21 protein-coding genes are annotated in these 23,211 nt (G+C 56.6%); 12 read left to right on the top strand and 9 right to left on the bottom strand.

Translation table 11 applies throughout. The features are described from left to right. Positions 1–85 precede the first annotated feature (85 nt). From AC6I8C_RS08240 to AC6I8C_RS08230, 3 genes are all read left to right on the top strand, one after another. Complete coding sequence (locus tag AC6I8C_RS08240; RefSeq protein ID WP_497822146.1) at positions 86–676, top strand: metal-dependent hydrolase; 591 nt, start codon at positions 86–88, stop codon at positions 674–676. Between the two features lie 151 nt (positions 677–827). Continuing rightward, positions 828–2,219, top strand: a complete 1,392-nt coding sequence (locus tag AC6I8C_RS08235) for an L-cystine transporter (protein WP_497822145.1) — start codon at positions 828–830, stop codon at positions 2,217–2,219. Positions 2,220–2,407: 188 nt separating this feature from the next. Continuing rightward, positions 2,408–2,797, top strand: a complete 390-nt coding sequence (locus tag AC6I8C_RS08230) for a DUF6515 family protein (RefSeq protein WP_013357670.1) — start codon at positions 2,408–2,410, stop codon at positions 2,795–2,797. A gap of 66 nt (positions 2,798–2,863) precedes the next feature. Here the strand turns inward: AC6I8C_RS08230 and osmE are convergent, their stop codons facing one another. Beyond that, entirely contained in the window at positions 2,864–3,199 is a 336-nt protein-coding gene (osmE, locus tag AC6I8C_RS08225; RefSeq protein ID WP_010245718.1) for an osmotically-inducible lipoprotein OsmE, read from the bottom strand. Between the two features lie 303 nt (positions 3,200–3,502). Here osmE and AC6I8C_RS08220 point away from each other — a divergent pair, with 303 nt between their 5' ends. The 4 genes from AC6I8C_RS08220 to cho all read left to right on the top strand — a co-directional run bounded on the left by AC6I8C_RS08220 (position 3,503) and on the right by cho (position 7,527). After that, the gene (locus AC6I8C_RS08220) at positions 3,503–4,705 is read left to right on the top strand and encodes a multidrug effflux MFS transporter (RefSeq protein WP_497822144.1); all 1,203 of its coding nucleotides are present in this window, start codon (positions 3,503–3,505) and stop codon (positions 4,703–4,705) included. A gap of 118 nt (positions 4,706–4,823) precedes the next feature. Further along, positions 4,824–5,648, top strand: coding sequence for an NAD(+) synthase (gene nadE, locus AC6I8C_RS08215; protein ID WP_497822143.1), 825 nt, complete (start codon positions 4,824–4,826; stop codon positions 5,646–5,648). Between the two features lie 60 nt (positions 5,649–5,708). After that, the gene (gene yddG / locus AC6I8C_RS08210; protein WP_497822142.1) at positions 5,709–6,599 is read left to right on the top strand and encodes an aromatic amino acid DMT transporter YddG; all 891 of its coding nucleotides are present in this window, start codon (positions 5,709–5,711) and stop codon (positions 6,597–6,599) included. A 67-nt stretch (positions 6,600–6,666) separates the two neighbouring features. Further along, positions 6,667–7,527, top strand: coding sequence for an excinuclease Cho (gene cho / locus AC6I8C_RS08205; RefSeq protein WP_033782915.1), 861 nt, complete (start codon positions 6,667–6,669; stop codon positions 7,525–7,527). Between the two features lie 72 nt (positions 7,528–7,599). Here the strand turns inward: cho and spy are convergent, their stop codons facing one another. The 6 genes from spy to AC6I8C_RS08175 all read right to left on the bottom strand — a co-directional run bounded on the left by spy (position 7,600) and on the right by AC6I8C_RS08175 (position 14,488). Further along, positions 7,600–8,094, bottom strand: coding sequence for an ATP-independent periplasmic protein-refolding chaperone Spy (gene spy / locus AC6I8C_RS08200; protein WP_098050769.1), 495 nt, complete (start codon positions 8,092–8,094; stop codon positions 7,600–7,602). Positions 8,095–8,402: 308 nt separating this feature from the next. Continuing rightward, on the bottom strand, positions 8,403–9,398 hold the full coding sequence (astE, locus tag AC6I8C_RS08195) for a succinylglutamate desuccinylase (RefSeq protein ID WP_497822141.1): 996 nt from the start codon (positions 9,396–9,398) through the stop codon (positions 8,403–8,405). Positions 9,399–9,448: 50 nt separating this feature from the next. Next, positions 9,449–10,777, bottom strand: coding sequence for an N-succinylarginine dihydrolase (gene astB, locus AC6I8C_RS08190; RefSeq protein ID WP_497822140.1), 1,329 nt, complete (start codon positions 10,775–10,777; stop codon positions 9,449–9,451). Continuing rightward, the gene (gene astD / locus AC6I8C_RS08185) at positions 10,774–12,243 is read right to left on the bottom strand and encodes a succinylglutamate-semialdehyde dehydrogenase (RefSeq protein ID WP_497822139.1); all 1,470 of its coding nucleotides are present in this window, start codon (positions 12,241–12,243) and stop codon (positions 10,774–10,776) included. Before astD ends, astB begins: the two co-directional genes overlap by 4 nt. Further along, positions 12,240–13,271, bottom strand: a complete 1,032-nt coding sequence (gene astA, locus AC6I8C_RS08180) for an arginine N-succinyltransferase (protein ID WP_497822138.1) — start codon at positions 13,269–13,271, stop codon at positions 12,240–12,242. The genes astD and astA overlap by 4 nt, the downstream gene beginning before the upstream one ends. Further along, positions 13,268–14,488 carry an aspartate aminotransferase family protein gene (locus tag AC6I8C_RS08175; protein WP_497822137.1) on the bottom strand — a complete coding sequence of 407 codons (1,221 nt, stop codon included), beginning with the start codon at positions 14,486–14,488 and terminating at the stop codon, positions 13,268–13,270. Before AC6I8C_RS08175 ends, astA begins: the two co-directional genes overlap by 4 nt. Before the next feature lie 930 nt (positions 14,489–15,418). On the opposite strand from AC6I8C_RS08175, the gene AC6I8C_RS08170 reads away from it, so the two are divergent. Continuing rightward, positions 15,419–16,492, top strand: coding sequence for a porin (locus tag AC6I8C_RS08170; RefSeq protein ID WP_497822136.1), 1,074 nt, complete (start codon positions 15,419–15,421; stop codon positions 16,490–16,492). Between the two features lie 76 nt (positions 16,493–16,568). On the opposite strand, the gene AC6I8C_RS08165 is transcribed toward AC6I8C_RS08170, so the two are convergent. Beyond that, complete coding sequence (locus AC6I8C_RS08165; RefSeq protein WP_497822135.1) at positions 16,569–18,125, bottom strand: putative bifunctional diguanylate cyclase/phosphodiesterase; 1,557 nt, start codon at positions 18,123–18,125, stop codon at positions 16,569–16,571. Positions 18,126–18,730: 605 nt separating this feature from the next. On the opposite strand from AC6I8C_RS08165, the gene AC6I8C_RS08160 reads away from it, so the two are divergent. The 4 genes from AC6I8C_RS08160 to AC6I8C_RS08145 all read left to right on the top strand — a co-directional run bounded on the left by AC6I8C_RS08160 (position 18,731) and on the right by AC6I8C_RS08145 (position 21,707). Continuing rightward, positions 18,731–20,275, top strand: coding sequence for a methyl-accepting chemotaxis protein (locus AC6I8C_RS08160; protein ID WP_497822134.1), 1,545 nt, complete (start codon positions 18,731–18,733; stop codon positions 20,273–20,275). Beyond that, complete coding sequence (locus AC6I8C_RS08155; protein ID WP_497822133.1) at positions 20,272–20,583, top strand: hypothetical protein; 312 nt, start codon at positions 20,272–20,274, stop codon at positions 20,581–20,583. The genes AC6I8C_RS08160 and AC6I8C_RS08155 overlap by 4 nt, the downstream gene beginning before the upstream one ends. A 335-nt stretch (positions 20,584–20,918) precedes the next feature. Then, positions 20,919–21,413 carry a MarR family winged helix-turn-helix transcriptional regulator gene (locus tag AC6I8C_RS08150; protein ID WP_013357655.1) on the top strand — a complete coding sequence of 165 codons (495 nt, stop codon included), beginning with the start codon at positions 20,919–20,921 and terminating at the stop codon, positions 21,411–21,413. Positions 21,414–21,506: 93 nt separating this feature from the next. Beyond that, entirely contained in the window at positions 21,507–21,707 is a 201-nt protein-coding gene (locus AC6I8C_RS08145) for a hypothetical protein (protein ID WP_226892928.1), read from the top strand. Between the two features lie 153 nt (positions 21,708–21,860). Here AC6I8C_RS08145 and AC6I8C_RS08140 read toward each other — a convergent pair whose 3' ends face one another. After that, positions 21,861–23,183: a methyl-accepting chemotaxis protein gene (locus AC6I8C_RS08140; protein ID WP_497822132.1), complete on the bottom strand. Its 1,323-nt coding sequence runs from the start codon at positions 23,181–23,183 to the stop codon at positions 21,861–21,863. Positions 23,184–23,211 lie beyond the last annotated feature (28 nt).

Below are 23,211 nucleotides of genomic sequence, written 5' to 3'. Positions count from 1 at the left end.
TCGTTACAGCGTCACATGTTCTCATTTACTGGATAAATCCCTATACTGGATGCATCGACAGCTTTCTTTGCAACCAGGTTCTATCATGACGGGCGAAGGCCACATCATTTTTGCCATTGCCAGCGCTATTTTTGCCAAACGTGCTGAGCTGACACCCGTACTGGCGCAGGCCGACTGGTGGCATCTCGTTCCTTCAGCCCTGCTGACATGCCTCCTGCCCGATATCGATCACCCCAAATCTCTGCTGGGACAGCGACTACGCTGGCTTTCTCATCCTATTGCGCGCGCGTTCGGCCATCGGGGCTTTACTCATAGTCTGCTGGCAGTGGCGGCCGGTTTATGGCTTTTTCAGATAAACCTGCCCCAGTCGTCGCCGATACCGGCAGACGTACTGCAGGGTCTGACGCTGGGCTACCTCAGCCATATTGTGGCCGATATGCTGACGCCCGCCGGGGTTCCGCTGCTGTGGCCCTGCCGCTGGCGCTTCCGTCTGCCGATTCTGCGCAGTCAGAAAGGAAATCAGCTTGAGCGGGCGTTATGTCTGGGACTGGTAGGCTATGCGCTGTGGTTCCCGGTCGGCATGCCATCTTTTGGTGCAAACGGCTGGCCGACTCAGCTGTTTGATACGCTACAAAATGGCGTCGGGCGGTTAATTTCCAGTCATACTGCGCAATAAAGCCGCACAAAACGTCATTAAGTTATAAACCATGCCATTTGGATATAAGGCACCCTCTCCGCCTGCTGTTACCATTCTTGCTGTCTTAATTCGTGATTAACATTATGCGGCTTTCCCGGGTGGGAAAGCCGCATTACTCTGGAGTTTCAGCATGGACCTTCCTCTTACGCTTAATATCGTGGCCTTTGTGGTGCTGCTGGTATTACTCTCCCGCTTCAGCCGTCAGAACTGGAGCCTGTCGAAAAAAGTGCTGACCGGTCTGGTGATCGGCGTGCTGTTCGGCCTGGTTTTGCAGTTGATCTACGGCGAAAACAGCGCAGTGGTAAAAGAGTCTATCAGCTGGTTTAACATCGTCGGTAATGGCTATGTCCAGTTGCTGCAGATGGTGGTAATGCCGCTGGTGTTCGTTTCTATTCTGAGCGCAGTTGCCCGTCTGCATAATGCCTCGTCGCTGGGGAAAATCAGCGTACTGACCATTGGCGTACTGCTGTTTACCACCGCGATTTCCGCGCTGGTCGGCGTCTTCGTGACCGGCCTGTTTGGTCTGAGCGCGGAAGGTCTGGTTCAGGGTGTGCAGGAAACCGCGCGGCTGAGTGCGATCCAGAGCAACTATGTTGGCAAGGTCTCTGACCTGAGCGTGCCACAGCTGATGCTCTCCTTTATCCCGAAAAACCCGTTTGCCGATCTGACCGGCGCTAATCCAACCTCGATTATCAGCGTCGTCATCTTTGCCGCCTTCCTGGGTGTGGCTGCCCTGCAGTTGCTGAAAGATGATGAAGTGAAAGGTCAGCGCGTGCTGGTCGCAATCGACACGCTGCAGTCGTGGGTTATGAAGCTGGTGCGTTTAGTGATGAAACTGACGCCCTATGGTGTGCTGGCGCTGATGACCAAAGTGGTTGCCGGTTCAAACCTGCAGGACATCATCAAGCTGGGCAGCTTTGTGGTCGCCTCTTATCTCGGTCTGGCCATCATGTTCGGTGTCCATGCCCTGCTGCTGTCGGTGAATGGCATCAACCCGCTGCGCTTCTTCCGTAAAGTGTGGCCGGTTATCACCTTCGCCTTCACCAGCCGTTCCAGCGCAGCGAGCATTCCGCTGAGCGTAGAGACGCAGACCCGTCGTCTTGGCGTGCCGGAGTCGATTGCCAGCTTCGCGGCATCCTTTGGTGCCACTATCGGCCAGAACGGCTGTGCCGGTCTCTATCCGACCATGCTGGCCGTGATGGTTGCGCCAACCGTCGGGATCAACCCGTTTGACCCGCTGTGGATTGCAACCCTGGTCGGGATCGTCACGCTGAGCTCTGCAGGTGTGGCGGGTGTCGGTGGCGGTGCCACCTTTGCCGCCCTGATTGTTCTGCCTGCGATGGGCCTGCCTGTCACCCTGGTGGCGCTGCTGATCTCTATTGAGCCGCTGATTGATATGGGTCGTACGGCACTGAACGTCAATGGTTCGATGACCGCCGGTTCTCTGACCAGCCGCTGGTTAGGTCTGACCGATAAGCGCGTACTGGAAAGTGACGACAACGCCGAGCTGGCGCACCGTTAATCTGCTGTAAACCTGGCGCGCCCGCGCCAGGTTATTTCCGCCCTTCCTCTCCATAATCCTCTCCATTGATGGCGACGCCGTTAAGAAAGCGTTAAGCATGGTAAACAGGCGAAAAATCGCCGCTTTAGTGCTTGTCTTTACCCGGTAAAAAGCGAATTCTGCATCCAGTCTTATGAGGAGGACATCCGATGAAAAAAATTATTGCCTCGCTTCTGACGCTGGCGCTGTTGACGCCCGCGCTGGCTTTCGCCCACCCTGGCGACTGGGGCCCGGGTGGATGGGGTCGACATGGCGGACCCGGCCCCCACTGGGGCGGTCCTGGCCCGGTGCGTTTTTTACCTGAAGCCGCTACCGCGGTGCTGATTGGCGGACTGACCTACTACCTGCTGAACGGCAGTTATTATCAGCGTCATGGCGAAGAGTATGTGGTGGTCGAGCCGCCAGCAGAGTCGCGGGTCAGCAGTGAAATGCGGGTACTCGACTTTAATGGTAAACGTTTCTATGTGCAGGACGGCCACTACTACCAGCGGCAGATAGACGGCGATTATGTTGAGGTGCCGCGTCCGGCGGGATTGTAGTCCGCGCCGCAACGAAAAACGGCCCGTCATGACGACGGGCCGTTTGCTATTCAGGGGTGCTACGTATTACTGCTGAACCTGCGGATCGGTGTCATATTCCGCACAGCTCTGGAAGCCGTAGTTCATCACACGGCCAGTGTCGTTATAGCTCACGAAGTAAGTCTGTGCTTTACCGTCGCGCTGACCCAGTACGTAAGTCTGGCAGGTGCCGCGCGCGTGAACCATGGTGATTTCAGTAGACGGCGTACCGGCGATCTGACGAACCTGATCGCGGGTCATACCTTTTTTAACATCCTTAACGACTGGCTTAGTCACGTAGCTTTCAGCACGATCGTAAGTCGTACAACCAGAAAGTGCAGCCAGCGTCAGCGCCGCAGCGATACATCCCATCACTTTATTCATCTTGTTGTTCCTCATTGATTGTCCATGTGGAAACAAGCCTGGAACATAAATGCTGATTTATCAAGTTAATGAGCAATAATTCGTGGCATGGCAAATGTCAGGATATCGTAAAGAAAGCTGTTTTGCTGTCAACGCAGACGTATACTTCCTCGCAAAACAGACACCCCGTAACGATTCGTTGTCAGACTCATCGGCCATCATCAGCGAGGGCGTTGATCAGTGTGATAGCGGCGTTACGGGTCTCTGAAATTTACTGCCTTGCCCGCTTTCTTTTCACCCCACCGCTGACGACTCCGAGGATAAATGACCCCTGTACATTCTAACCGCCTGGTTTACGCCATTACGCTCGGCCTGCTGGCCGCACTGGGTCCGCTCTGCATTGACCTCTATCTGCCTGCACTGCCACAAATGGCGCAGGATCTTCACACTGAAACCGCAACCGCGCAGCTGAGTCTGACCGCCGGTCTGCTGGGTCTGGGCGTTGGCCAGCTGCTGTTTGGCCCGATGAGCGATAAGTTTGGTCGCCTGCGCCCGCTGACCCTGTCACTGGTGCTACTGTTTATCGCCTCGATGGGCTGTGCGCTGGCGCAGGATATTAACCAGCTGCTGCTGGCACGACTGTTTGAAGGGTTAGCAGGTGCGGGCGGCGCCGTGCTGTCACGGGCGATTGCGCGTGACCTGTATAGCGGTCATGAGCTGACGCGCTTCTTCGCGCTGCTGATGCTGGTCAACGGTCTGGCGCCGATTGGTGCACCAGTACTGGGCGGTGTGCTGATGACGATAGTCAACTGGCGCGGCATCTTTATGGTGCTGGGCGGCATTGCCATTCTGCTGATCCTGCTGGCTCGCTGGAAGCTGCATGAAACGCTGCCAGAAGAACGGCGCAGTAAAGGATCGATTTTCTCCGCTTACGCCGCGCTGGGTCAGGTGATAACCCATCGCCCCTTTATGGGCTTCTGCCTGACGCAGGGCTTTATGATGTCCGGGATGTTCGCCTATATCGGTGCCTCACCGTTCGTGCTGCAGCAGATTTATGGCCTGTCGCCTCAGGCCTTCAGCTTCTGCTTTGCGGCCAACGGATTTGGTCTGATCATTGCCTCGCAGACCAGCGCCCGTCTCTGTCCGCTTTGGGGCGAGTATCGGGTGCTGAAAGGCGGGCTGACGCTGGCCTTTGTCGCCTCCAGCCTGCTACTGTTGACTGCGCTGCTCCATGCACCGCTGGCACTGCTGCTGGTCGCACTGTTCTTTACCATCGCCAGTAATGGCGTGATCGCCACCACCGCCTCATCACTGGCGATGCAGAGTCAGGGCCACCGCGCGGGCAGCGCCTCTGCCGTGATTGGCGTCACCATGTTCACGCTGGGCGCGATTACCGTGCCGATCACCGGCATCGGCGGCACCTCGGTACTGAGCATGTGTGCCACCATTTTCGGCTGCTTTATGATGGCAATTCTGATGTTCAGCGTGCTGGCGAAAAAACCGCTGCCGCAGGTAAAAACTCACTGATTTCGCAATGTTAAGGCTTAATCAGTTGCCGCTTAAGCTTGTTGTTTTGGCGAAGGCACGTTAGCTTTATTAAAACGTTCGCATCGAGCCGACAAGCCACTGACCTGAGGAGAAGTTCATGTCACTGCAGCAGGAAATTATTGAAGCACTGGGTGTGAAACCCGCTATCGACGCCGACCAGGAAGTGCGCGTCAGCGTCGATTTTCTAAAAGCCTACCTGAAACGTCACAGCGGACTGAAAACGCTGGTGCTGGGGATCAGCGGCGGTCAGGATTCAACGCTGGCGGGTAAGCTGGCGCAAACAGCGATCAGCGAGTTGCGTCAGGAGAGCGGTGACAACGACTATACCTTCATTGCCGTGCGTCTGCCCTATGGTGTGCAGGCGGATGAGCAGGATTGCCAGGACGCGCTGGCTTTCATCAAGCCTGACCGTTCGCTGGTGGTCAATATCAAAGAGTCGGTGCTGGCCAGTGAGCGTGCGCTGAAAGACGCGGGCATCACGCTTTCCGACTTCGTGCGCGGCAATGAAAAAGCGCGCGAGCGAATGAAAGCGCAATACAGCATTGCCGGCATGACCAAAGGGGTAGTGGTTGGGACCGATCACGCGGCGGAAGCGGTCACCGGATTCTTCACCAAGTATGGCGATGGCGGCACTGACATCAACCCGCTTTTCCGCCTGAACAAGCGCCAGGGCAAACAGCTGCTGAAGCATCTTGGCTGTCCGGAACATCTCTACCTGAAGAAGCCGACTGCCGATCTGGAAGATGATCGTCCAGGCCTGCAGGATGAAGTGGCGCTGGGTGTCACCTACGAGATGATCGATGATTATCTGGAAGGGAAAGCCATCAATCCTGATAACGCCCGCATCATCGAAGGCTGGTATCTGAAAACTGAGCACAAACGTCGCCCGCCGATCACGGTATTTGACGACTTCTGGAAGTAATCCCGCGCCTCCTTTGCCCCGGCAAGGGAGGCTTCTCTCACTCACCTTGTTGATCGCTGTATGCCTGCCACCGTTTCGCGCGCCACCCTTATCGGGCTCATCGCCATTCTGCTCTGGAGCACCACCGTTGGCCTGCTGCGCAGCGTCAGTGAAGCCTTTGGTGCCACTGGCGGCGCGGCACTGATCTACAGCACTACCGCCATGCTACTCTGCCTGACGCGCGGCCTGCCAAAGCCCGGCGCAATGCCTGCAATCTATTTATGGCTGGGCGGCATCCTCTTCGTGGGCTACGAAATTTCTCTGGCGCTGGCTATCGGGCTGGCCAGCGATCGCAGTCAGTCGCTGGAGCTGGGGATGATTAACTATCTCTGGCCCTGCCTCACCATCGTGCTGGCGATCCCATTTAATCAGCAACGTTTCCGCGTCTGGCTCTGGCCCGGACTGCTGCTGTCGCTGCTGGGTATCGTCTGGGTGATGAAAGGCAGCGGCAGCGGCTCGCCTGCGCTGCTATGGCAGAACATGCTGCGTAATCCTGTCGCCTATGCACTCGCCTTTATCGCCGCCCTGGCCTGGGCGCTCTACAACAACGTTACCCGCCGCTTTGCCCGGGGTTCGAACGGCGTTACGCTGTTTTTTATCCTGACCGCGCTGGCGCTGTGGATCAAATATGCCTTCAGCGGTCATTCTGCGCCGATGACCTTTGCACTGGTACCGCTGCTGGAGGTGCTGTTTGTTGGCCTCTCTACCGCCATCGCCTACTCCGCCTGGAACTACGGGATTCAGCAGGGCAACCTGACGCTGCTGGCCACTGCCTCGTATTTCACACCCGTGCTGTCGGCCCTGCTGGGATCGCTATGGCTCGGCCTGAAACCGCCGCTGGTCTTCTGGCAGGGGGTCGCGATGATTACGCTGGGTTCGCTGATCTGCTGGCTGGCGACACGGCGTCTTTAACCAGACGGCTGGCGATCATTTCACCTGCCTGTTATGCTGTATGGACAACCAGTAAATGGAGTCCATTTTGGCCAGACGTGCTGCCATTCTTCGCCCCGAACCCGACGCGAATACAATTTATCAATATCCTGAACACCTGCGTGAATGGCTGGAAGGCCTGCCGAATCATCCTGGCGTCTATACCTTTCACGGCGAGAGTGAGTCACTGCCGCTCTATATCGGTAAAAGTGTCAATCTGCGTTCGCGGGTGATGTCCCATTTCCGCACCCCTGATGAGGCGAAAATGCTGCGTCAGTCGCGGCGAGTCAGCTGGATCCCTACCGCAGGCGATCTCGGCGCACTGCTGCTGGAAGCGCAGATGATCAAAACTCAGCAACCGCTATTTAATAAGCGACTGCGCAAAAACCGGCAGCTCTGCTCGCTGCAGATTACCGATGGCAAACCAAATGTGGTTTACGCAAAAGATCTCGATTTCAGTCAGTCTCCCAACCTGTTTGGCCTCTATCGCAGCCGCTTTGCCGCCCTTGAACGACTGAAGCAGCTTGCGGATGAGTATCAGCTCTGTCATGGCCTGCTGGGTCTGGAAGCGCTGAGTGCGGGACGAGGCTGCTTCCGTTCAGCACTGCGCCGCTGCGCCGGTGCCTGCTGCGGTAAAGAGCCGGTCAGCGATCATCAGGATCGTCTGCTGGAAGCGCTGGAAAATGTGCGGGTCTTTTGCTGGCCGTGGCAGGGTGCCGTAGGTCTGGTGGAGGAAGGCAAAGAGATGACGCAGATACACGTCATCGACCACTGGTTCTATCTCGGTTCGGTCAGCAGCATGGATGAAGCCAGAAAACTGCAGCGGCCCAAAGGCGGTTTTGACCACGACGGCTACAAAATCCTCTGCCGCCCGATTCTGTCGGGTGCCTACCCTATTCTTCCGCTATAAAAAAACCGCCGATGCTGCCCACTCATTTCAGTGGACAGCATCGGCGGTCTCAAACCGTTGGCTTAATTAAGGTTATTCAGCCGGTTCTGCTGGCGGTGCCATTTTTCCTTCGTGCGGGCCTTTCTCAGTCAGACGCTTTTCAAAGTTCGCGTTGTACTGTTTTTTCTGCTCCGGCGTCAGCACGTTATAGAGCTTGTTCTGCGTTTGCAGCATCTTCAGCGCATGCTCTTTTGCATTGGCGGACATTTTTTCTGCCTGCGCTTCTGCTTTGCTCTGGTCAAAGCTGTCAGAGGCAATGATGCTGTGGGCTGCGCGACGCTCATCCAGCGACGGACGCTGCATATCTTTGTGGCTCTCTTTCATGATGTCGCGCATCTGCGTTTTCTGCGCGTCGGTCAGGTTCAGACCTTTAAACATCATCTCCGGGCCGTGGCGCATTGGCGGTTTGTGCATCGCTTTTTCGCTGCCTGCTGGCGGTGGAGTCAGGTTATCTGCTGCTGCATGGACGGCGGTGGCTGCACCAAACGCCAGCGAAGAAGCCAGTAAAAGGGAAGTCAGTTTGCGCATAATCGTGTCCTTATAATTCATGATAATGACGACAGCACTCTGTCGCGTCTTCGGAAACAAGCATACGACGCTGAACGTCAACTACTCAGAGCCTGAGTAAAGCCGTGAAAGCATAAAAGATAAAAATCGGGCAATCATGAAGAGAATAAGAAGAAAGGCGTGAGGAATTGAAAACGTTTATGAATTTACAGCGAATTTCGCAGAAATCATGGAGGAGTGTAATGGTTACGACAGGAAAGCGGAAGGCTCTCTCCCGCTTTTCCTGCCGATTTTTTAGCACCGATGAACGGCGCCGGTAACTTCAGGTATCAGACCGGCAGTGCCTGGGTCTGTTCGCCCTCTTCTATCAGCATCAGCCCGGCACGCAATCCGGCTGCTACGTTGGGATTCGGGAATAGCACATATTCCCGTGCCTGCTGCACGTAATAGCGGGTGTTGCCATCTTCCGCCAGCAACGTCCCCTGTGGAAAGGCGGTAAAGTTCAGCGTTTCCGGTGACATATGCAGCGTAAAGTGCTCACTCAGCCGGGTGATCTGCTGCGCGACCCGATAATGGCGCGGCTTAACCGTAGTGACGGGCATGGCTTCACCATAGAGTAATGATGCCAGCGCCTGCTGTGCCGCACTGAACTGACTGAGATCGTTCTCGCCAAACGGCAACGCTTTGCCCAGCTCCAGGGTGCAGCTGGCCGCACCGAAGTGCTCGCAGCTGAAATGAGTAAAGGTGCCACCCGGCGCACGATGAAATACCAGCGCTTCCAGACCGGCTGCGGCCAGCCAGTCGAGAAACCCGGGCGGCCAGGGGCGCTCGTTGTGCGGCATCACGCCGAACTGAGGATGGTAAGAGCCGCGAATCGCCGTGTGCATGTCGAGATGCCAGCGCGTCTCATCGCACTCGCCCAGCTGCCAGAACGTTTCCAGCGTCTGCTCCAGCCGCAGCACGCGGCGGGCCTCATCGCCATCATCAATCTGCTGCCAGCGTCCGCCAAACAGCCGGTTAATGTCATAGCGCACATAGCGCTTGCCGGCCCGCAACGCTGACGGATTACCCAGAATCACCAGCATGCGCTGATGCAACGGTTTTTCGCCGCGCAGCAGGGGATTAATCAGCTGGTTCACGATTTCAACCGGGGCGGTTTCATTACCGTGGATCCCGGCGGAAAGCACCAGCGCCTGTTTAACCGGCACCGTTGGCTCCATTAACAGTATGCCGTGATACAACCACTGCCAGCGAAGATGCGCCGTTTCACCACTACGCTTACGCGGTACTTCGCCGGAGAGCGTTTGCTGTAAAAAGTCCTGCATCGTTCCTCCTTTTCGCTCTGCCCAGGCAGCAGCCTGAGCTGCCCCCTCCTTCACTGCTGAAATGCATATACATTTCCTAAGTCTAGCAGCTTCGTCAGTTCATCCAGCGCGTCACGTCCCTCACGCAGCAACTGCGGGTCGACCAGGTCGGCCTGGGTCAGGCGATCGCGGTAGTGACGGTCAACCCAGTGATTCAGCGTATTGAAGAGCCTGTCGTTCATCAGCACCGCCGGATTGACTGCCTGCTGCTCATGAGGCGTCAGCACCACCCGCAAACGCAGGCAGGCCGGGCCTCCCCCGTTATACATGCTTTCGCGCAGATCAAACACCTTCAGGGCTTTCAGTGGCGTGTCACCTTCGACCTGTTCGCACAGATAGCGCCAGACACCCGGATGCTGACGCGACTCTTCCGGCAGCACCAGCATCATGCTGCCGTCGGGACGGCTGAGCAGCTGGCTGTTAAACAGATAGGTCTCTACCGCCTCTTTTACCGAGACCCGATCTGCTGGTACTTCCAGTGCCACAAAGCCGGGCACGCTCGCCCGAAGCTGCGCCAGCAGCTCAGGCTGATTAACAAAGGCGTGCTGATGACAGAACAGCATCTGCTGGTTGCTGACCGCAATCACATCGTTATGAAACACGCCCTGATCGATCACCGCAGGATTCTGCTGCGCGAACAGCACGCTTTCGGGTGAAAGATGATGCAGACGGGCCACCGCCTCGCTGGCCTCACGGGTCTGCCGCGCCGGATAACGTTGCGGAGCGTTGCCCTCATGGCTGCTGTCGCGGCCATAGACAAACAGCTGCACGCCGCGCTCGCCATAGGCGCCGCCGAGCCGGTTGTGGTTAGCCGCCCCTTCATCGCCAAACATCGCCACCTGCGGTAGCGCATCGTGCACCGCAAAATGGCGATCGTCGCGAAAGATGGAACGCAGCAGCCAGGCCGTTTCCGGCGCTTCCATCGCCCGGTGGAATTTGTTGTTAAGGTTTGCCACCGTCAAGTGAACCCGGCCATCCAGGCTGTCTGCGGACGGCGAAACCGTAGCGGCATTGGCCACCCACATCGCCGACGCGGAGCTGCAGGCGGAGAGTAATCCCGGCGCAGTTTTCCCGGCTGCCGCCAGCACCTGCTCATCGCTGCCGCTGAATCCGAGCTGACGCAGCGCCGCAATATTGGGCCGTTCATGTGGCGGGATCACGCCCTGCACGTAGCCCATGTCGGCCAGCGCTTTCATCTTCAGCAGCCCCTGCTTTGCCGCCAGACGGGGATTCGAGGGCTGCAGCTGGTTGCGAGTTGAAGCTTCGTTACCAAACGACAGCCCGGCATAGTGGTGCGTTAATCCCACCAGTCCATCAAAGTTGGCTTCGGTTGCCTTCATGATGTTTTCTCCGTCGCGGAGAAATCCAGGCCCGGCGACAGCGTGGCGGGCAGCGTCAGGTCCGGCGTCTCCAGTGAGGCCATCGGCCAGGCGCAGTAATCCGCCGCATACCAGGCGCTGGCGCGATGGTTACCCGACGCCCCAATGCCGCCAAACGGCGCGGTACTGGCTGCGCCCGTCAGCGGTTTGTTCCAGTTGACGATACCGGCACGCGCTTCCAGCAGCAGCTGATCAAACTGCTGGCGCGAAGGCGAGATTAATCCGCACGACAGGCCGTAACGGGTCTGGTTCGCCAGCGTAATCGCCTCATCAAAGGTGTCATAGCGGACGACGCTCAGCAGCGGGCCAAAGACCTCTTCATCCGGGATGCCCTGCACACCAGTTAAATCGATAATGCCTGGCGTCAGTATGGCGCTGTGGCGATCCGGCCAGCGCATCGCCAGCAGCACTTCGCCACCCGCCTCCACCCGATGTTGCCACTCACCCATAATTTTCTCTGCCGCGCCGGTGGAGATCACACTGCCCATAAAGGGTTGCGGCTCAGCATTCCAGGCGGCCGGTTGCAGTCGCCCTGCCACCTCAGCCAGCCGCTGCAGGAACGCATCTCCCGCCTCGCCACGTTTAACCAGCAGACGCCGGGCGCAGGTGCAGCGCTGACCGGCGGTAATAAAGGCGGACTGCAACGTGATGTTGACGGCCGCATCCAGGTCAGCAGGGTCTTCTACAATCAGAGCATTATTGCCGCCCATCTCCAGCGCCAGCATCTTCTCAGGCTGACCGGCAAACTGGCGATGCAGCTGATAGCCGGTGTGGGCACTGCCGGTAAACAGCAGGCCATCAATCTGGCTACAGGTGGCCAGCACCTGACCGGTTTCACGTCCGCCCTGTAACAGCGCCAGCACGCCAGCTGGCAGGCCCGCGGCCAGCCAGATCTCAACCGTTTTCTCGGCGGTCAGCGGCGTCAGTTCACTGGGTTTAAAGACCACGCAGTTGCCTGCCAGCAGCGCCGGAACGATATGCCCGTTTGGCAGATGACCGGGGAAGTTATAGGGACCAAATACCGCCAGTACCCCGTGCGGACGATGGCGCAGCGAGCTTTCGCCTTCATGATGCTCACCGGTGCGGCTATGGTAGGCCTTCACCGAAAAGCCGATTTTATTGATCATTGCGCCGACTTCAGTCAGCGCTTCCCAGCGCGGCTTACCGGTTTCACGGGCGATGGTTTCTGCCATGTCTGTTTTATGCGCTTCAAGCCCGGCGGCAAATTTCTCTATGATCGCCTGCCGTTCCGCCAGCGGGCGTCTGGCCCAGGCCGGAAAGGCGGCGCGCGCCGCGTCACAGGCCGTCGTGACCTGCGCGGCCGATGCCGCCTGGCCCTGCCATAGCGTCTCGCCGCTGACCGGATCCGCTTTGGTCAGGATCTCCGCGTCGCCGCTCAGCCATTCTCCCTTTATCAGGTGCGTCATGCTGTTTTCTCCTCTTTGCAGAGCGTCACCACGCGCAGGCTGTCGCCCGGCTGGCAGTGGAGCGCCCGCATCTGTTCATCCGTGAGTTGCACGCTGTCGCCGTCGGCATGGGCCGGGATCAGCGCCACACGGAACTGGCGGTAATGGTTATTGGCAACCAGACAGAGCGGCGCATCCGTCGGGTTTTCACCCCGTTCTGCGCGGCGCAGACGGCTTTTGCGCACGGCGCGGATGTGGTCGATATCGCACTCCAGCGTCGGGCCGCCATCAAAGATGTCAACATAGTTAAGGTAGCGGAAGCCCTCCGCCTCCAGCACGGCACGGGCCGGGGCGGTGTGTGGATGCACCTGTCCGATGACGGCCTGCGCCTCTGGCGTCAGGTAGTCGATATAGAGTGGATGCTTCGGCATCAGCTCCGCGATAAACGACTTCTGGCCGGTGCCGCTGAGAAAATCGGCTTTACTGAACTCCATTGAGAAGAAACGGCTGCCGACGCTCTCCCAGAACGGTGAATGACCCTGTTCATCGCTGACGCCACGCATCTCGGCCACCACCCGGTTGGTAAAACGCTCACGGAAACTGGCCATAAACAGGAAGCGTGACTTCGACAGCAGATAGCCGTTTTTGCCATCACGGTAATCGGGATCGAGAAACAGCGTGCAGAGCTCACTGCTGCCGGTGTGATCGTTACTCAGCGACAGGGTTGGCAGCGCGGCATAGACATTCAGTTCTTTCGAAGCGTGCACCTGGGTGCCGACGCGAAAGTTGTACCAGGGATCCTGCAGGCCGACCGCTACCTCAATGGCGCAGATGCCCACGGCGCGGTTATCTTCACTGTCCGCCAGCACAAAGACATAGCCCTGCTCAGCGCGCGGCAGCGACTCCTCCCAGGTCTGCAGCGATCGATCGATACGCGCCTGTAACGTGGCGCTATCAACGGGCAGAGAGGTCAGCCCGCCGCCGGTTTTACCGGCCAGCGCCATCAGCTGGCTTAAATCATCGCGTTCAACCGGACGGATTATCATCATGATGCGGACCCTCGTACCAGGCGTTCACATACCTCGGCAAAGCGTGCCATGCCGAGCTTTACCTCCTGCTCACTGATATTCAGCGCGGGGGCAAAACGGACCACGTTAGCCCCCGCAATCAGCACCATCACGCCCATCTCGGCGGCGGCCAGATTGATCTCTTTGGCTTTACCGGCAAAGTCATCGCTGAGCACCGCGCCAATCAGCAGACCCAGACCGCGCACCTCTTTAAACAGATGCAGGCGCTGATTGATCTCATCCAGGGCCGCGACAATCCACTCGTGACGCTGCGTGACACCCGCCATCATGTCAGGCTGGTTGATCAGCTCCATCACTTTACCCGCGACCGCGCCCGCCAGCGGATTGCCGCCATAGGTGGTGCCATGGGTGCCGACGCCCATCACCAGCGCCAGATCGTCGCGGGTCAGCATCGCCCCTATCGGGAAGCCGCCGCCCAGCGCTTTGGCGCTGGTGAGGACATCCGGCGTGACGCCATAATGCATATAGGCGTAGAGCGAACCAGTACGACCCACGCCGCTCTGCACCTCATCAAAAATCAGCACCGCCTGATGCTTATCACAGAGTTCACGCAGTCCACGCAGGAACGCCGGATCGGCAGGCAGCACGCCGCCCTCACCCTGGATCGGTTCAACAATGACGGCGCAGGTATGGTCATTAATCAGTTCAGCGGCTGCAGCCAGATCGTTAAACGGTGCATGCTGGATCTCAGGCGGTAGCGGCGCAAAATCTTTTGAGTAGGCGGGCTGACCACCGGCTGACACGGTAAACAGGGTGCGACCGTGAAACGCATTCTTAAACGCCACGATGCCACTTTTATGCGGGCCGACACGGTCATGTGCCACTTTACGGGCCAGCTTCAGCGCCGCTTCGTTCGCTTCCGCCCCGGAGTTACAGAAGAACACCCGGTCAGCGAAGGTGGCGTCGATCAACTGCTTCGCCAGACGCAGGATCGGTTCGTTAGTGTAGCCATTACCGGTGTGCCATAACCGTGCGGCCTGTTCCTGCAACGCCTGCTGCAATGCCGGATGCGCATGCCCTAACGCATTAACAGCGATGCCACCGGCAAAGTCGATATAGTCTTTACCGTTTTGATCCCAGACGGTGGAGCCTTCTGCGCGAACCGGTATAAAGGTCGCAGGTGCATAAACCGGCATCATCCATTGATCGAAATCGTGACGTGAAACGTGCAGTGCCATAACCCACTCTCCTGCTTTACTTTACCGGCCAGGTAAAGCTTATGTTTTAAAATTGTTAAAGGATGTTGTAGTGCAGCCCTACTGTAGAGTGCAGTTAACGTGCCAGCCAGACAATTAATGCATAAAATGGTCATCACAACGGAATATCAATGAGTTATACGCTGACAATATTCACTTAATTTGCATATATAGTGAATAATTGTCTGATTGCAACGGCAAAGCCGGGTTTTAAAGAGCAGAATTATGCATTCGCGGGATGAAATATCGCTTTTGTGATCGCTGATAAATTATCTCTCCATTAAAACCCATTTCCTGCCCTGTTTTAGCGCAGTTTGCCTCTCACTGGTGCAGCGGTTGTCGCCGGATTTCGCCTGAACTAAGAGCGCTAAATAGCAAAACTTAACAAACTATTTTCATTTATCGCCCCGGGCGGATTAATTCCCCCGCCTTTTTTTCGATTAATTAATGAACAATGTGATGACACTTTAATCAGTGTCGCGCAGATTATTTCTGACGTGATTATCGGGCGGGAAATAATATTTCTGACAAGATGAACAGATATTAATATGCTGACTAATGATTAGAAGGAAATCTTTATGGAATTATCACTTTCATAAATCTCACTATAATTAATGCAGGGAGTGATGTGATTTAATTATATACAGTTAACTTATGGATTACAGTGTGCCCTTTGCAAGCTAATTCATTGATTGTAATGCAATTATATACCACACCTCCTGAGGGTTTTATTAGAAGAAAATCTTATTACCTTGTCATTTAATCTTCTGTTTCCCGCTGTTATTCATTAGCTGAATATAGACATCACATTTTGTTACTTTTATTGCGCTTTGTAATTTTAACTTTTTGTGTCATTTTCATTTCACCCCGAAACAGGGGAATAATAATTAATGAATACAGGGTAATAATTAAATGATGAAGCGCACTTTACTGACGGCTATTATGCCGTTACTGATCGGTCTTTCTTCCGCACAGGCCGCAGAAATTTATAACAAGGATGGCAATAAGCTGGACCTGGTCGGCAAGATTAACGTGTCACACCTCTTTTCTGACGACAATAACAACAACGGTGATACCTCTTCTTATGCCCGTTTTGGTTTCAAGGGCGAGACGAAGATTACCGATCAACTCACCGGTTATGGCTTCTGGCAGTATCAGTACAGCCTTCACAACTCCGAAGGCAGTGACGCACAGGCCACCAACCGTACCCGTCTGGGCTATGCTGGCCTGAAATTTGGTAAGGCCGGTGCGCTGGATTACGGACGTAACTATGGCCTGGTCTATGACGCGCTGAGTTACACCGATATGCTGCCGTTCTTCGGCGGCGATTCCGGTTATACCGACGCCTTCCTCTCTGGCCGCTCAACCGGTGTGCTGACCTGGCGTAACAGTGATTTCTTTGGTCTGGTAGACGGGTTAAACCTTGCTGCACAGTATCAGGGTAAAAACGAGCGCAGCAGTAACATCGACGGCGTGCGTCGTTCGAATGGCGATGGTTTTGCCCTCTCCGCATCTTATGACTTTGATTTCGGCCTGAGCTTCGCTGGCGCGTTTGCCAGCCTGGATCGCACCACGGCGCAGAACACTGCCGCACGCGGTGAAGGCGAAAAAGCCCAGCACTGGGCAACCTCAGTCAAATATGATGCGAACCAGGTTTATCTGGCCGCAATGTACGGCGAAACGCTGAACGCCACGCCGATCAGCGGCGGCTTCGCCAACAAAGCGCAAAACTTTGAAGCCGTGGCGCAATATCAGTTCCTGAACGGCTTCCGTCCATCCGTGGGTTACGTCTCATCAAAGGGCAAAGAGATTGAAAACATCGGCGATGCCGACATTGTTAAGTACACCGCCGTGGGTGCCACTTACTACTTCAATAAGAACATGTCGGTCTATGGTGAATACCGTATCAACCTGTTGAAAGATAACAATCCGCTCGGCCTGGCAACCGACGACATCACCGCGCTGGGTCTGATTTACCAGTTCTGATGAGACAGCAGGTCCGGCGCTTCCTGCCGGGCCTGTTCACTGACTTAGTCCAGGCAAAATCAGTTTTCACATCGCTTCAGCCCAGCGATCGGACTAAGTTAACCGCTACGGCCTCTTCCTGCATCAGCTCTTCCACATTGGCCGATGCCAGCAGCGTGGTTGCCTGCCCGGCAGGAATCGGACGACTGAAAAGATAACCCTGACCATAATCACAGCCGCGTTTTCTCAGCCACCGCAGCGTGGCGACATCCTCGATGCCTTCTGCCGTTATCACCACATTCAGTCCCTGACAGAGCGCCAGCAGCGTTTCCACGACTTTCCGCTGCTCCGATCCGGTCACAATTCCGGCAATAAACGTCTGATCAATTTTGATTTTGGTAATACCCAGCCCCAGCAATACGGAGAGATTGGAATAGCCGGTGCCGAAATCGTCCAGTACCACGCCAATCCCGGCCTCTTTCAGCAGACGAATCGCCTCGCGGGCATCATCAGAGATGGCCATGACGTTCTGTTCCGTGATCTCCAGCTCCAGCATGACGGGTCCGGCTTGCTGCATAATGCGGGACAGACAAGTCGTTAGTGACGGCCTCAGCAGTTGCTCCGGGGTAATATTCAGCGACAGACAGAGCCCGGCAGGCCATGCCCGTGTTGCACTGACCGCATCCTGCAACAGCGCTACGGTCATGCTGTCCATCAACCCCAGCCGCTCCACCACCGGCAGAAACTCGGCGGGCGAAACCGTCTGACCCGACGCCGTAATCCAGCGTGCCAGTATTTCAAAACCGGTAATGTTTCCGGTACGCAGCGACACCAGCGGTTGCAGAAAGGGAACGATGGCGTGGCCGCTGACGGCAGCAACGACCTCCTGCTCCAGCCTTTCCCGCTGGCGAAAGCGCAGCTCCATGTCTGGTGTGAATCGCGCCAGATGAGAACGCGTGTTCTGTTTAGCCTCGTACAGCGCCAGATCCGCTGCCCGCACCACATCGGACTGCCCGGTGCAGGCTGAACTGGCAATGCCTGCAGAGAGACTGAGGAAGGTATGCGGACCGGTCCGGATGGATGCCGCATGCTCACAAAGACTTTCCGCGGCGGCCAGCGCCTGCTCAGCCTGCGACGTCGCGGTTACGATAGCAAACTCATCCCCACCAATGCGAAACACCTGGCTCTGCGTGTCCGCCGAAGTGGTCAGCAGCCCGGCCAGCGCAACCAGCGTGGCATCGCCCTGACGATGACCGTTCAGGTCATTAATACTTTTGAAATCATTGATGTCGAGCAGCGTCAGGGTATAAGGCACCTCGCCGTTATTCAGCGCAGCAAGATGTGCGGTGAATGATCGGCGATTCATCACACCGGTCAGCGCATCCGTGCCGGCCAGCCTGAGTGCATTTTTCTCCGCAACCAGCGTCTTACGAATCAGATCCGTGATAAGTAATGCCGGAATAATCATTGCCAGCCCGGCAAATGCCGTCGCAGTCAGGATAAACCGCACCCGTTCACTGGTTTCGAAATCGGGATCGTAGCCCAGGCCCAGCAGGCTGGAGATACGCGCCTCAAGCCCGTATTCCCACAGCGTGGAGAGTAATATGATGGTCGCAATATTCAGCACTGCGAGCCAGAAAAGTTTCAGGCGCATGCGTTCATTCCCGGTGATGGAGAGTGTCAGAGTGTTGTTTTAATTATCAGTAAAAAACCGGGGTGAATTTCTCATAGCCTGTCAGCTTAACTGCCGACGATAATCACCCCTCCGCTATTTCTGCTCATAGAAATCACGCGTTTTCACCCGCCTCGCGCCAGCACAACAGAAGACCTGCTCTGCGCGGCGCGTGCCGGTGACGTCATCAATATCGATGAGTGTTCTATCGGCAGCGGCGGCCAGATTAACAGGCCGGTCCGGTTATATTTATGCATTACGACGGTTTCGACAGGTTATGCGACCGGGAAGGCGGGACACCGCACAGCGCGTCAGGGTGTACTAAGTAAGGGACGTTAACTTAATAATTAACAAGAGATTGCCCGGTCATCGCTGCCGTATGTCGTTGCGCAAATTTGCGTGACAAAGCCTGGAAGCACGACACTTTTTTATTTATTACCGGCGATCTGATTGCATGGGAGACATTCCGGCAGATCGTAATTTTGTCGCAAAAAATTAAATAGCGCTCAATTTAGTTAAGCACAACCCTATAGAACCCTCTCCGGCTGCCGATACCGGGTTACACAACGAACGCTTCTGGAAGATCGATGAAAATCTCAACGCGCCTTAGCGCAGGTTTTGGCCTGCTGATTTTGCTGTTTATTATTTGTGCCGGTACCGCGATTCAGGCGCTGAACAGCACCCGTAATAGCATGGACGAGGTGGTCAATGTCCGGCTGAAAAAGTACCAGACCGTGCTGGATATGCGTGGCGGAGTGCGGGATATGGCCATTGCGGTGCGTAACCTGGCCCTGATGACCGATCCTGTTGCGATGAAGCCAGAATGGGAACGTCTGCAAAAACAGCGGGCGCTTTACATCAGCAATCGTGAAGCGCTGTCGCGCATGATGCAGACTGACGTCGGCCCCGCGGGACGCGAGGCGATGAGCAGAATTGAATCTGCCGAAGAGGCCGCGCTATCCACCCTGATGAATGCCGGGAAACTCGGGCTGGAAAACCGTCAGCAGGAGGTCACCGACTATCTGTTAACCGTAGCGCGTCCTGCGCAGCAGACTCTGCTTAAAGCGATCAACGATCTGACTGAGCTTGAGATGCGCAACAGCCGGGATGCGGTGGTGGAAAACGGGAATACTATCGCCCGCACCACCTGGATACTGATCATCCTGGCAGCGATCTCCGTGCTGGCTGCGGTCGCCACCTGCGCGTTTATTGTGCGTATGCTGATGCGTCAACTGGGCGGCGAACCTGTTCAGGCACAGGCGCTGGCTGCCGCGATCGCGGCTGGCGATCTCACCTCCGCGGTTACGCTGCGCGGTGGCGACAGCACCAGCCTGCTTGCTTCGTTAAGCGGTATGCAGACCAATCTGCGCGGGCTGGTAACGCAAATCAAAGATGCTTCCGCTTCGGTGGCGCTGGCGGCCGATGAGATTTCCCAGGGCAACAGTGAGCTGTCATCCCGTACCGAGCAGCAGGCTGCTGCGCTGCAGGAAACCGCAGCCAGCATGGAGCAGCTTACTGCCACGGTAAAAAGCAATGCGGCAGGCGCGCAGCAGACGGCGGGTTCAGCACGCGAGGCCGCCACACTGGCTCATGCAGGCGAAGCGGATGTTCAGCGCCTGTCAGAAACCATGCATGACATTTCGCTGAGTGCCGTGCGGGTGCGTGACATTACGTCGGTGATTGAGGGCATCGCTTTCCAGACCAATATTCTGGCGCTTAACGCCGCAGTAGAAGCAGCACGTGCCGGGGAAGACGGTCGCGGATTTGCCGTGGTCGCGGGTGAAGTCCGGTCGCTGGCCCAGCGCAGCGCCACTGCGGCACGCGACATCAAGCAGCTGATTGAGCAGGCGGTGACGCAGGTCGAGGAAGGTGTCACGGTGGCCGCAGGAACGGGTGAGCGCATCCTGAAAATTGTCAGCCGCGTAGGTGAACTGGCCGATGCCATGGACAACCTTTCACTCTCCTCCGGTGAGCAGATGCAGGGCATCTCCCAGGTCAGCATTGCGGTGAGTCAGATGGACGGCGTTACGCAAAATAACGCCGCGCTGGTAGAAGAGTCCTCTTCTGCGTCACAGTCCCTGCTGGCGCAGGCGCGCGACCTGCGTGGCATGGTTGGGACCTTCACCGTATGAACCCTCCCGGCGGACACCGTTCCGCCGATACGGCTGACCTTATCAGCCGCATCGGCGGGCTAAAGCAGGACGTGGATATTCTGTTGCAGCAACTCAGCGAAGGGGAGTATCTGAGCGTGGATACCTTCGCCAATAACTGGATACATCTGACCGAGCTTTACAGCCGGATTCAGGCGCACATGAGTGACCGCGCTCTGATGGATAAACTGGTGCGCAGCGACCTGCTACTGGCCGCTGACCTGCTGGCAGTGGGAAGAATGATTGCGGTCATGGATAACTTTCTGCGCTGCGCGGTCATCTCCCGATGACCGGATCGTGGCGCTGACAGTATGCGACATTCGCTTCGGCGTTAAACGCTGAAATGATGCGGCAAATCTCAGCCGTTTTGCCCCTGACACACGTTGTGTGCCAGGGGCTACGCCCGGTTATGTTGACTTCAATTTAATTTGACTCAATACTGAGCCACCTTTCAACTGGAGGCGCAGCCAACGGCTTTTCCTCTCGCCGCGAAAGCGCCTGTAAGTTGGATGTCTGACACCCGAAAAGAGATGCTGCCGCAGTCCGCATCTTCCTGATACACGCTTAGCAAGACTTCAGGGCTGACAAGCCGCCGGTGGTCTGGCTCTACTGCCCCGGACTCAGAATGAGTAAAGATATGAATGATGAAACCGCGGGGATCGCTGATACCTCTCCCGCCAGTGCAGCGCCTGAAACCATCGACCAGTTTCTCTGCTTTGCGCTCTACTCCGCATCGCTCGCCATGACAAAGCTCTATCAGTCTCGGCTGAAACCGCTGGGGCTGACCTATCCGCAGTATCTGGTACTCCTGGTGCTGTGGGAAAAAGATGGCCTGACCGTCTCAGATATTGGCGCACGCGTCCGGCTGGATTCCGGCACGCTCAGTCAGCTTCTGAAGCGGCTGGAGAGCGCAGGCATCATCTGTCGGCAGCGTGACACCGGAAAGGATGAGCGCCGGGTTGTGGTCTCCCTGACGGAACAGGGGCACCAGCTCAAAGTCGCGGCGGCGGGCGTCCCGGCCGATATGATCTCCGTAATGGATACCGCCTGCAGTGAGCTTGGTGAACTGACGACCCAGGTTGCCACGCTGCGGGAAAAACTGCTTAAGGCCCTGCCATGAAGCTGGCTTTTGATAGACGTGCGGGCAGGCTGAATCACCGAAGCGTTGTCCGTTCAGATGCTTTTCAGCAGAATTGCTGCACTGGAGTTTCTTTTGAGCACCGATAAACCGGCGGATATGGATGATGTCCATGCCGTGGTAGGACAGGCTGTTTCCAGCCTGCTGAAGTCAGGCAAGACGGCAGGCATACAGGAAATCATCGCGTTCCTGAAACAACAGGAGGCGCGGTCAGTCAACGGCCAGAGAGAAGTCTACGCCAGAGCCGTTCGTGTCGTGACGAAACTGGTTAACTGACCCTGCCGGGCTGAGCGGCGCTTTTAAGATAAGCGTCACACCCGCCGTTCCTTATTCTCCTGTTCGCACAAGCGCCGGACCTGGCCCAATGAATTCCTGTTCTTCAGGGCCACGCGTTCACCGGCCCTGTATATCCGGCCGGTTCAGACATCGTTATTCGCTATGCGCCGCCCGGGCAACGTCTCTGACGGCGCTTTCAACCCGCTCTGAATCTTTCTGAATGCTGGCTATCACGTCTCCCGCCTCACGCATCAGCAGTACCCCCTGACCGGTGTTCGCCAGCGAAGTTTCAATTCCCCGCAGCACCTCTCTGGCCAGTTGATTATTCCCTGCTACCACCCGCTCAATTTCTTCGGTCGCACTGCTGACGCTGGCCGCCAGGCTGCGGACCTCTGCCGCCACAACGGCAAAGCTGCGGCCCGACGTGCCTGCCCGCGCCGCTTCAATGGCGGCATTCAGTGCAATAAGGCGTGTCTGCATGGCAAAGCGCCGGATGGTTTCAACCATGCCATCAATGCTGTCAGACTGGCTGTTCAGACGCGTGACATCTGCCGACACCACGCTCATCTCTTCAGCAATCCGGCTGATCATCTGAATGCTGTTGTCGATAACATCCGCGCCCGCCTGTGCACTTCCCCGCGTCTGAACAGCCATGTTCCAGGCATTTAACGCCGCGTCATATTCCTGCTGATTACGCAGCACCTGTTCCGTCACATCGGTGGCGAATTTAACAATCTTAGTAAGCTGTCCATCGCTGTTGAATACCGGATTGTAAGTGGCCCTGAGCCAGAGCGGTTCGCCACGCCGGTTAAGACGGGGAAACTGGCCTGAAAAGAACTCGCCCTGATTCAGCCTCAACCAGAACTGCCGGTACTCCTCACTCTGAGAGAGCGCATCCGAACAGAAAAGTCGGTGATGCTTTCCTATCACCTCAGCAGCCTGATAGCCGGTAGTCTCAAGGAAGTTATCATTTGCCTCCAGCACGTGGCCGTCAGGACTAAAGGCAATTACGGCCATGGAGCGGCTGATCGCATTGATAATCGACTCCTGCTCCAGTGATGACTGCATTCTCTCTGAAATATCAGCGGCTATTTTCACGATCTTGAATACCCGTCCGCGCTGGTCAGTCACCGGAATATAGCTCGCTTCCAGCCAGACTGGCCGCATGCCGTTAGCCAGCCGCAGATATTTATCACTGAAGCTTTCGCCTGCCGCCAGACGCTGCCAGAAACGGCGATATTCCGGCGAGTTCACCAGCGCGGGCGGACAGAACATGCTGTGGTGCTGACCGACAATTTCGTCCGTCCGGTATCCCATGGCTGCCAGAAATAGCGGGCTGGCTTTCTGAATAATGCCCTCAGGCGTGAACTCAATCACGGGCATAGCGCGCCCCAGCGATCGGAATGACGCGGCGGCGTGCAGGCCACGATGACGGAGAAAAGAAGGGACAAGATATTTCAGTAAACTCAGGCGCATCAGCAGGACCAGTAAGCGGTGGAATTAC

This window comes from Pantoea sp. X-Soil-YNGN-844, assembly GCF_059730595.1.
This window is presented reverse-complemented; position numbering and strand designations above follow the sequence as displayed.

Coding starts and splice junctions, on each gene's coding strand:
- astB (WP_497822140.1), bottom strand. CDS start 10,777: ATGAAGGCAACCGAAGCCAACTTTGATGGACTGGTGGGATTAACGCAC.
- AC6I8C_RS08240 (WP_497822146.1), top strand. CDS start 86: ATGACGGGCGAAGGCCACATCATTTTTGCCATTGCCAGCGCTATTTTT.
- AC6I8C_RS08170 (WP_497822136.1), top strand. CDS start 15,419: ATGATGAAGCGCACTTTACTGACGGCTATTATGCCGTTACTGATCGGT.
- AC6I8C_RS08175 (WP_497822137.1), bottom strand. CDS start 14,488: ATGGCACTGCACGTTTCACGTCACGATTTCGATCAATGGATGATGCCG.
- astA (WP_497822138.1), bottom strand. CDS start 13,271: ATGATGATAATCCGTCCGGTTGAACGCGATGATTTAAGCCAGCTGATG.
- AC6I8C_RS08150 (WP_013357655.1), top strand. CDS start 20,919: ATGAGTAAAGATATGAATGATGAAACCGCGGGGATCGCTGATACCTCT.
- AC6I8C_RS08155 (WP_497822133.1), top strand. CDS start 20,272: ATGAACCCTCCCGGCGGACACCGTTCCGCCGATACGGCTGACCTTATC.
- AC6I8C_RS08230 (WP_013357670.1), top strand. CDS start 2,408: ATGAAAAAAATTATTGCCTCGCTTCTGACGCTGGCGCTGTTGACGCCC.
- astD (WP_497822139.1), bottom strand. CDS start 12,243: ATGACGCACCTGATAAAGGGAGAATGGCTGAGCGGCGACGCGGAGATC.
- yddG (WP_497822142.1), top strand. CDS start 5,709: ATGCCTGCCACCGTTTCGCGCGCCACCCTTATCGGGCTCATCGCCATT.
- AC6I8C_RS08160 (WP_497822134.1), top strand. CDS start 18,731: ATGAAAATCTCAACGCGCCTTAGCGCAGGTTTTGGCCTGCTGATTTTG.
- AC6I8C_RS08235 (WP_497822145.1), top strand. CDS start 828: ATGGACCTTCCTCTTACGCTTAATATCGTGGCCTTTGTGGTGCTGCTG.
- AC6I8C_RS08140 (WP_497822132.1), bottom strand. CDS start 23,183: ATGCGCCTGAGTTTACTGAAATATCTTGTCCCTTCTTTTCTCCGTCAT.
- astE (WP_497822141.1), bottom strand. CDS start 9,398: ATGCAGGACTTTTTACAGCAAACGCTCTCCGGCGAAGTACCGCGTAAG.
- AC6I8C_RS08165 (WP_497822135.1), bottom strand. CDS start 18,125: ATGCGCCTGAAACTTTTCTGGCTCGCAGTGCTGAATATTGCGACCATC.
- osmE (WP_010245718.1), bottom strand. CDS start 3,199: ATGAATAAAGTGATGGGATGTATCGCTGCGGCGCTGACGCTGGCTGCA.
- AC6I8C_RS08220 (WP_497822144.1), top strand. CDS start 3,503: ATGACCCCTGTACATTCTAACCGCCTGGTTTACGCCATTACGCTCGGC.
- spy (WP_098050769.1), bottom strand. CDS start 8,094: ATGCGCAAACTGACTTCCCTTTTACTGGCTTCTTCGCTGGCGTTTGGT.
- nadE (WP_497822143.1), top strand. CDS start 4,824: ATGTCACTGCAGCAGGAAATTATTGAAGCACTGGGTGTGAAACCCGCT.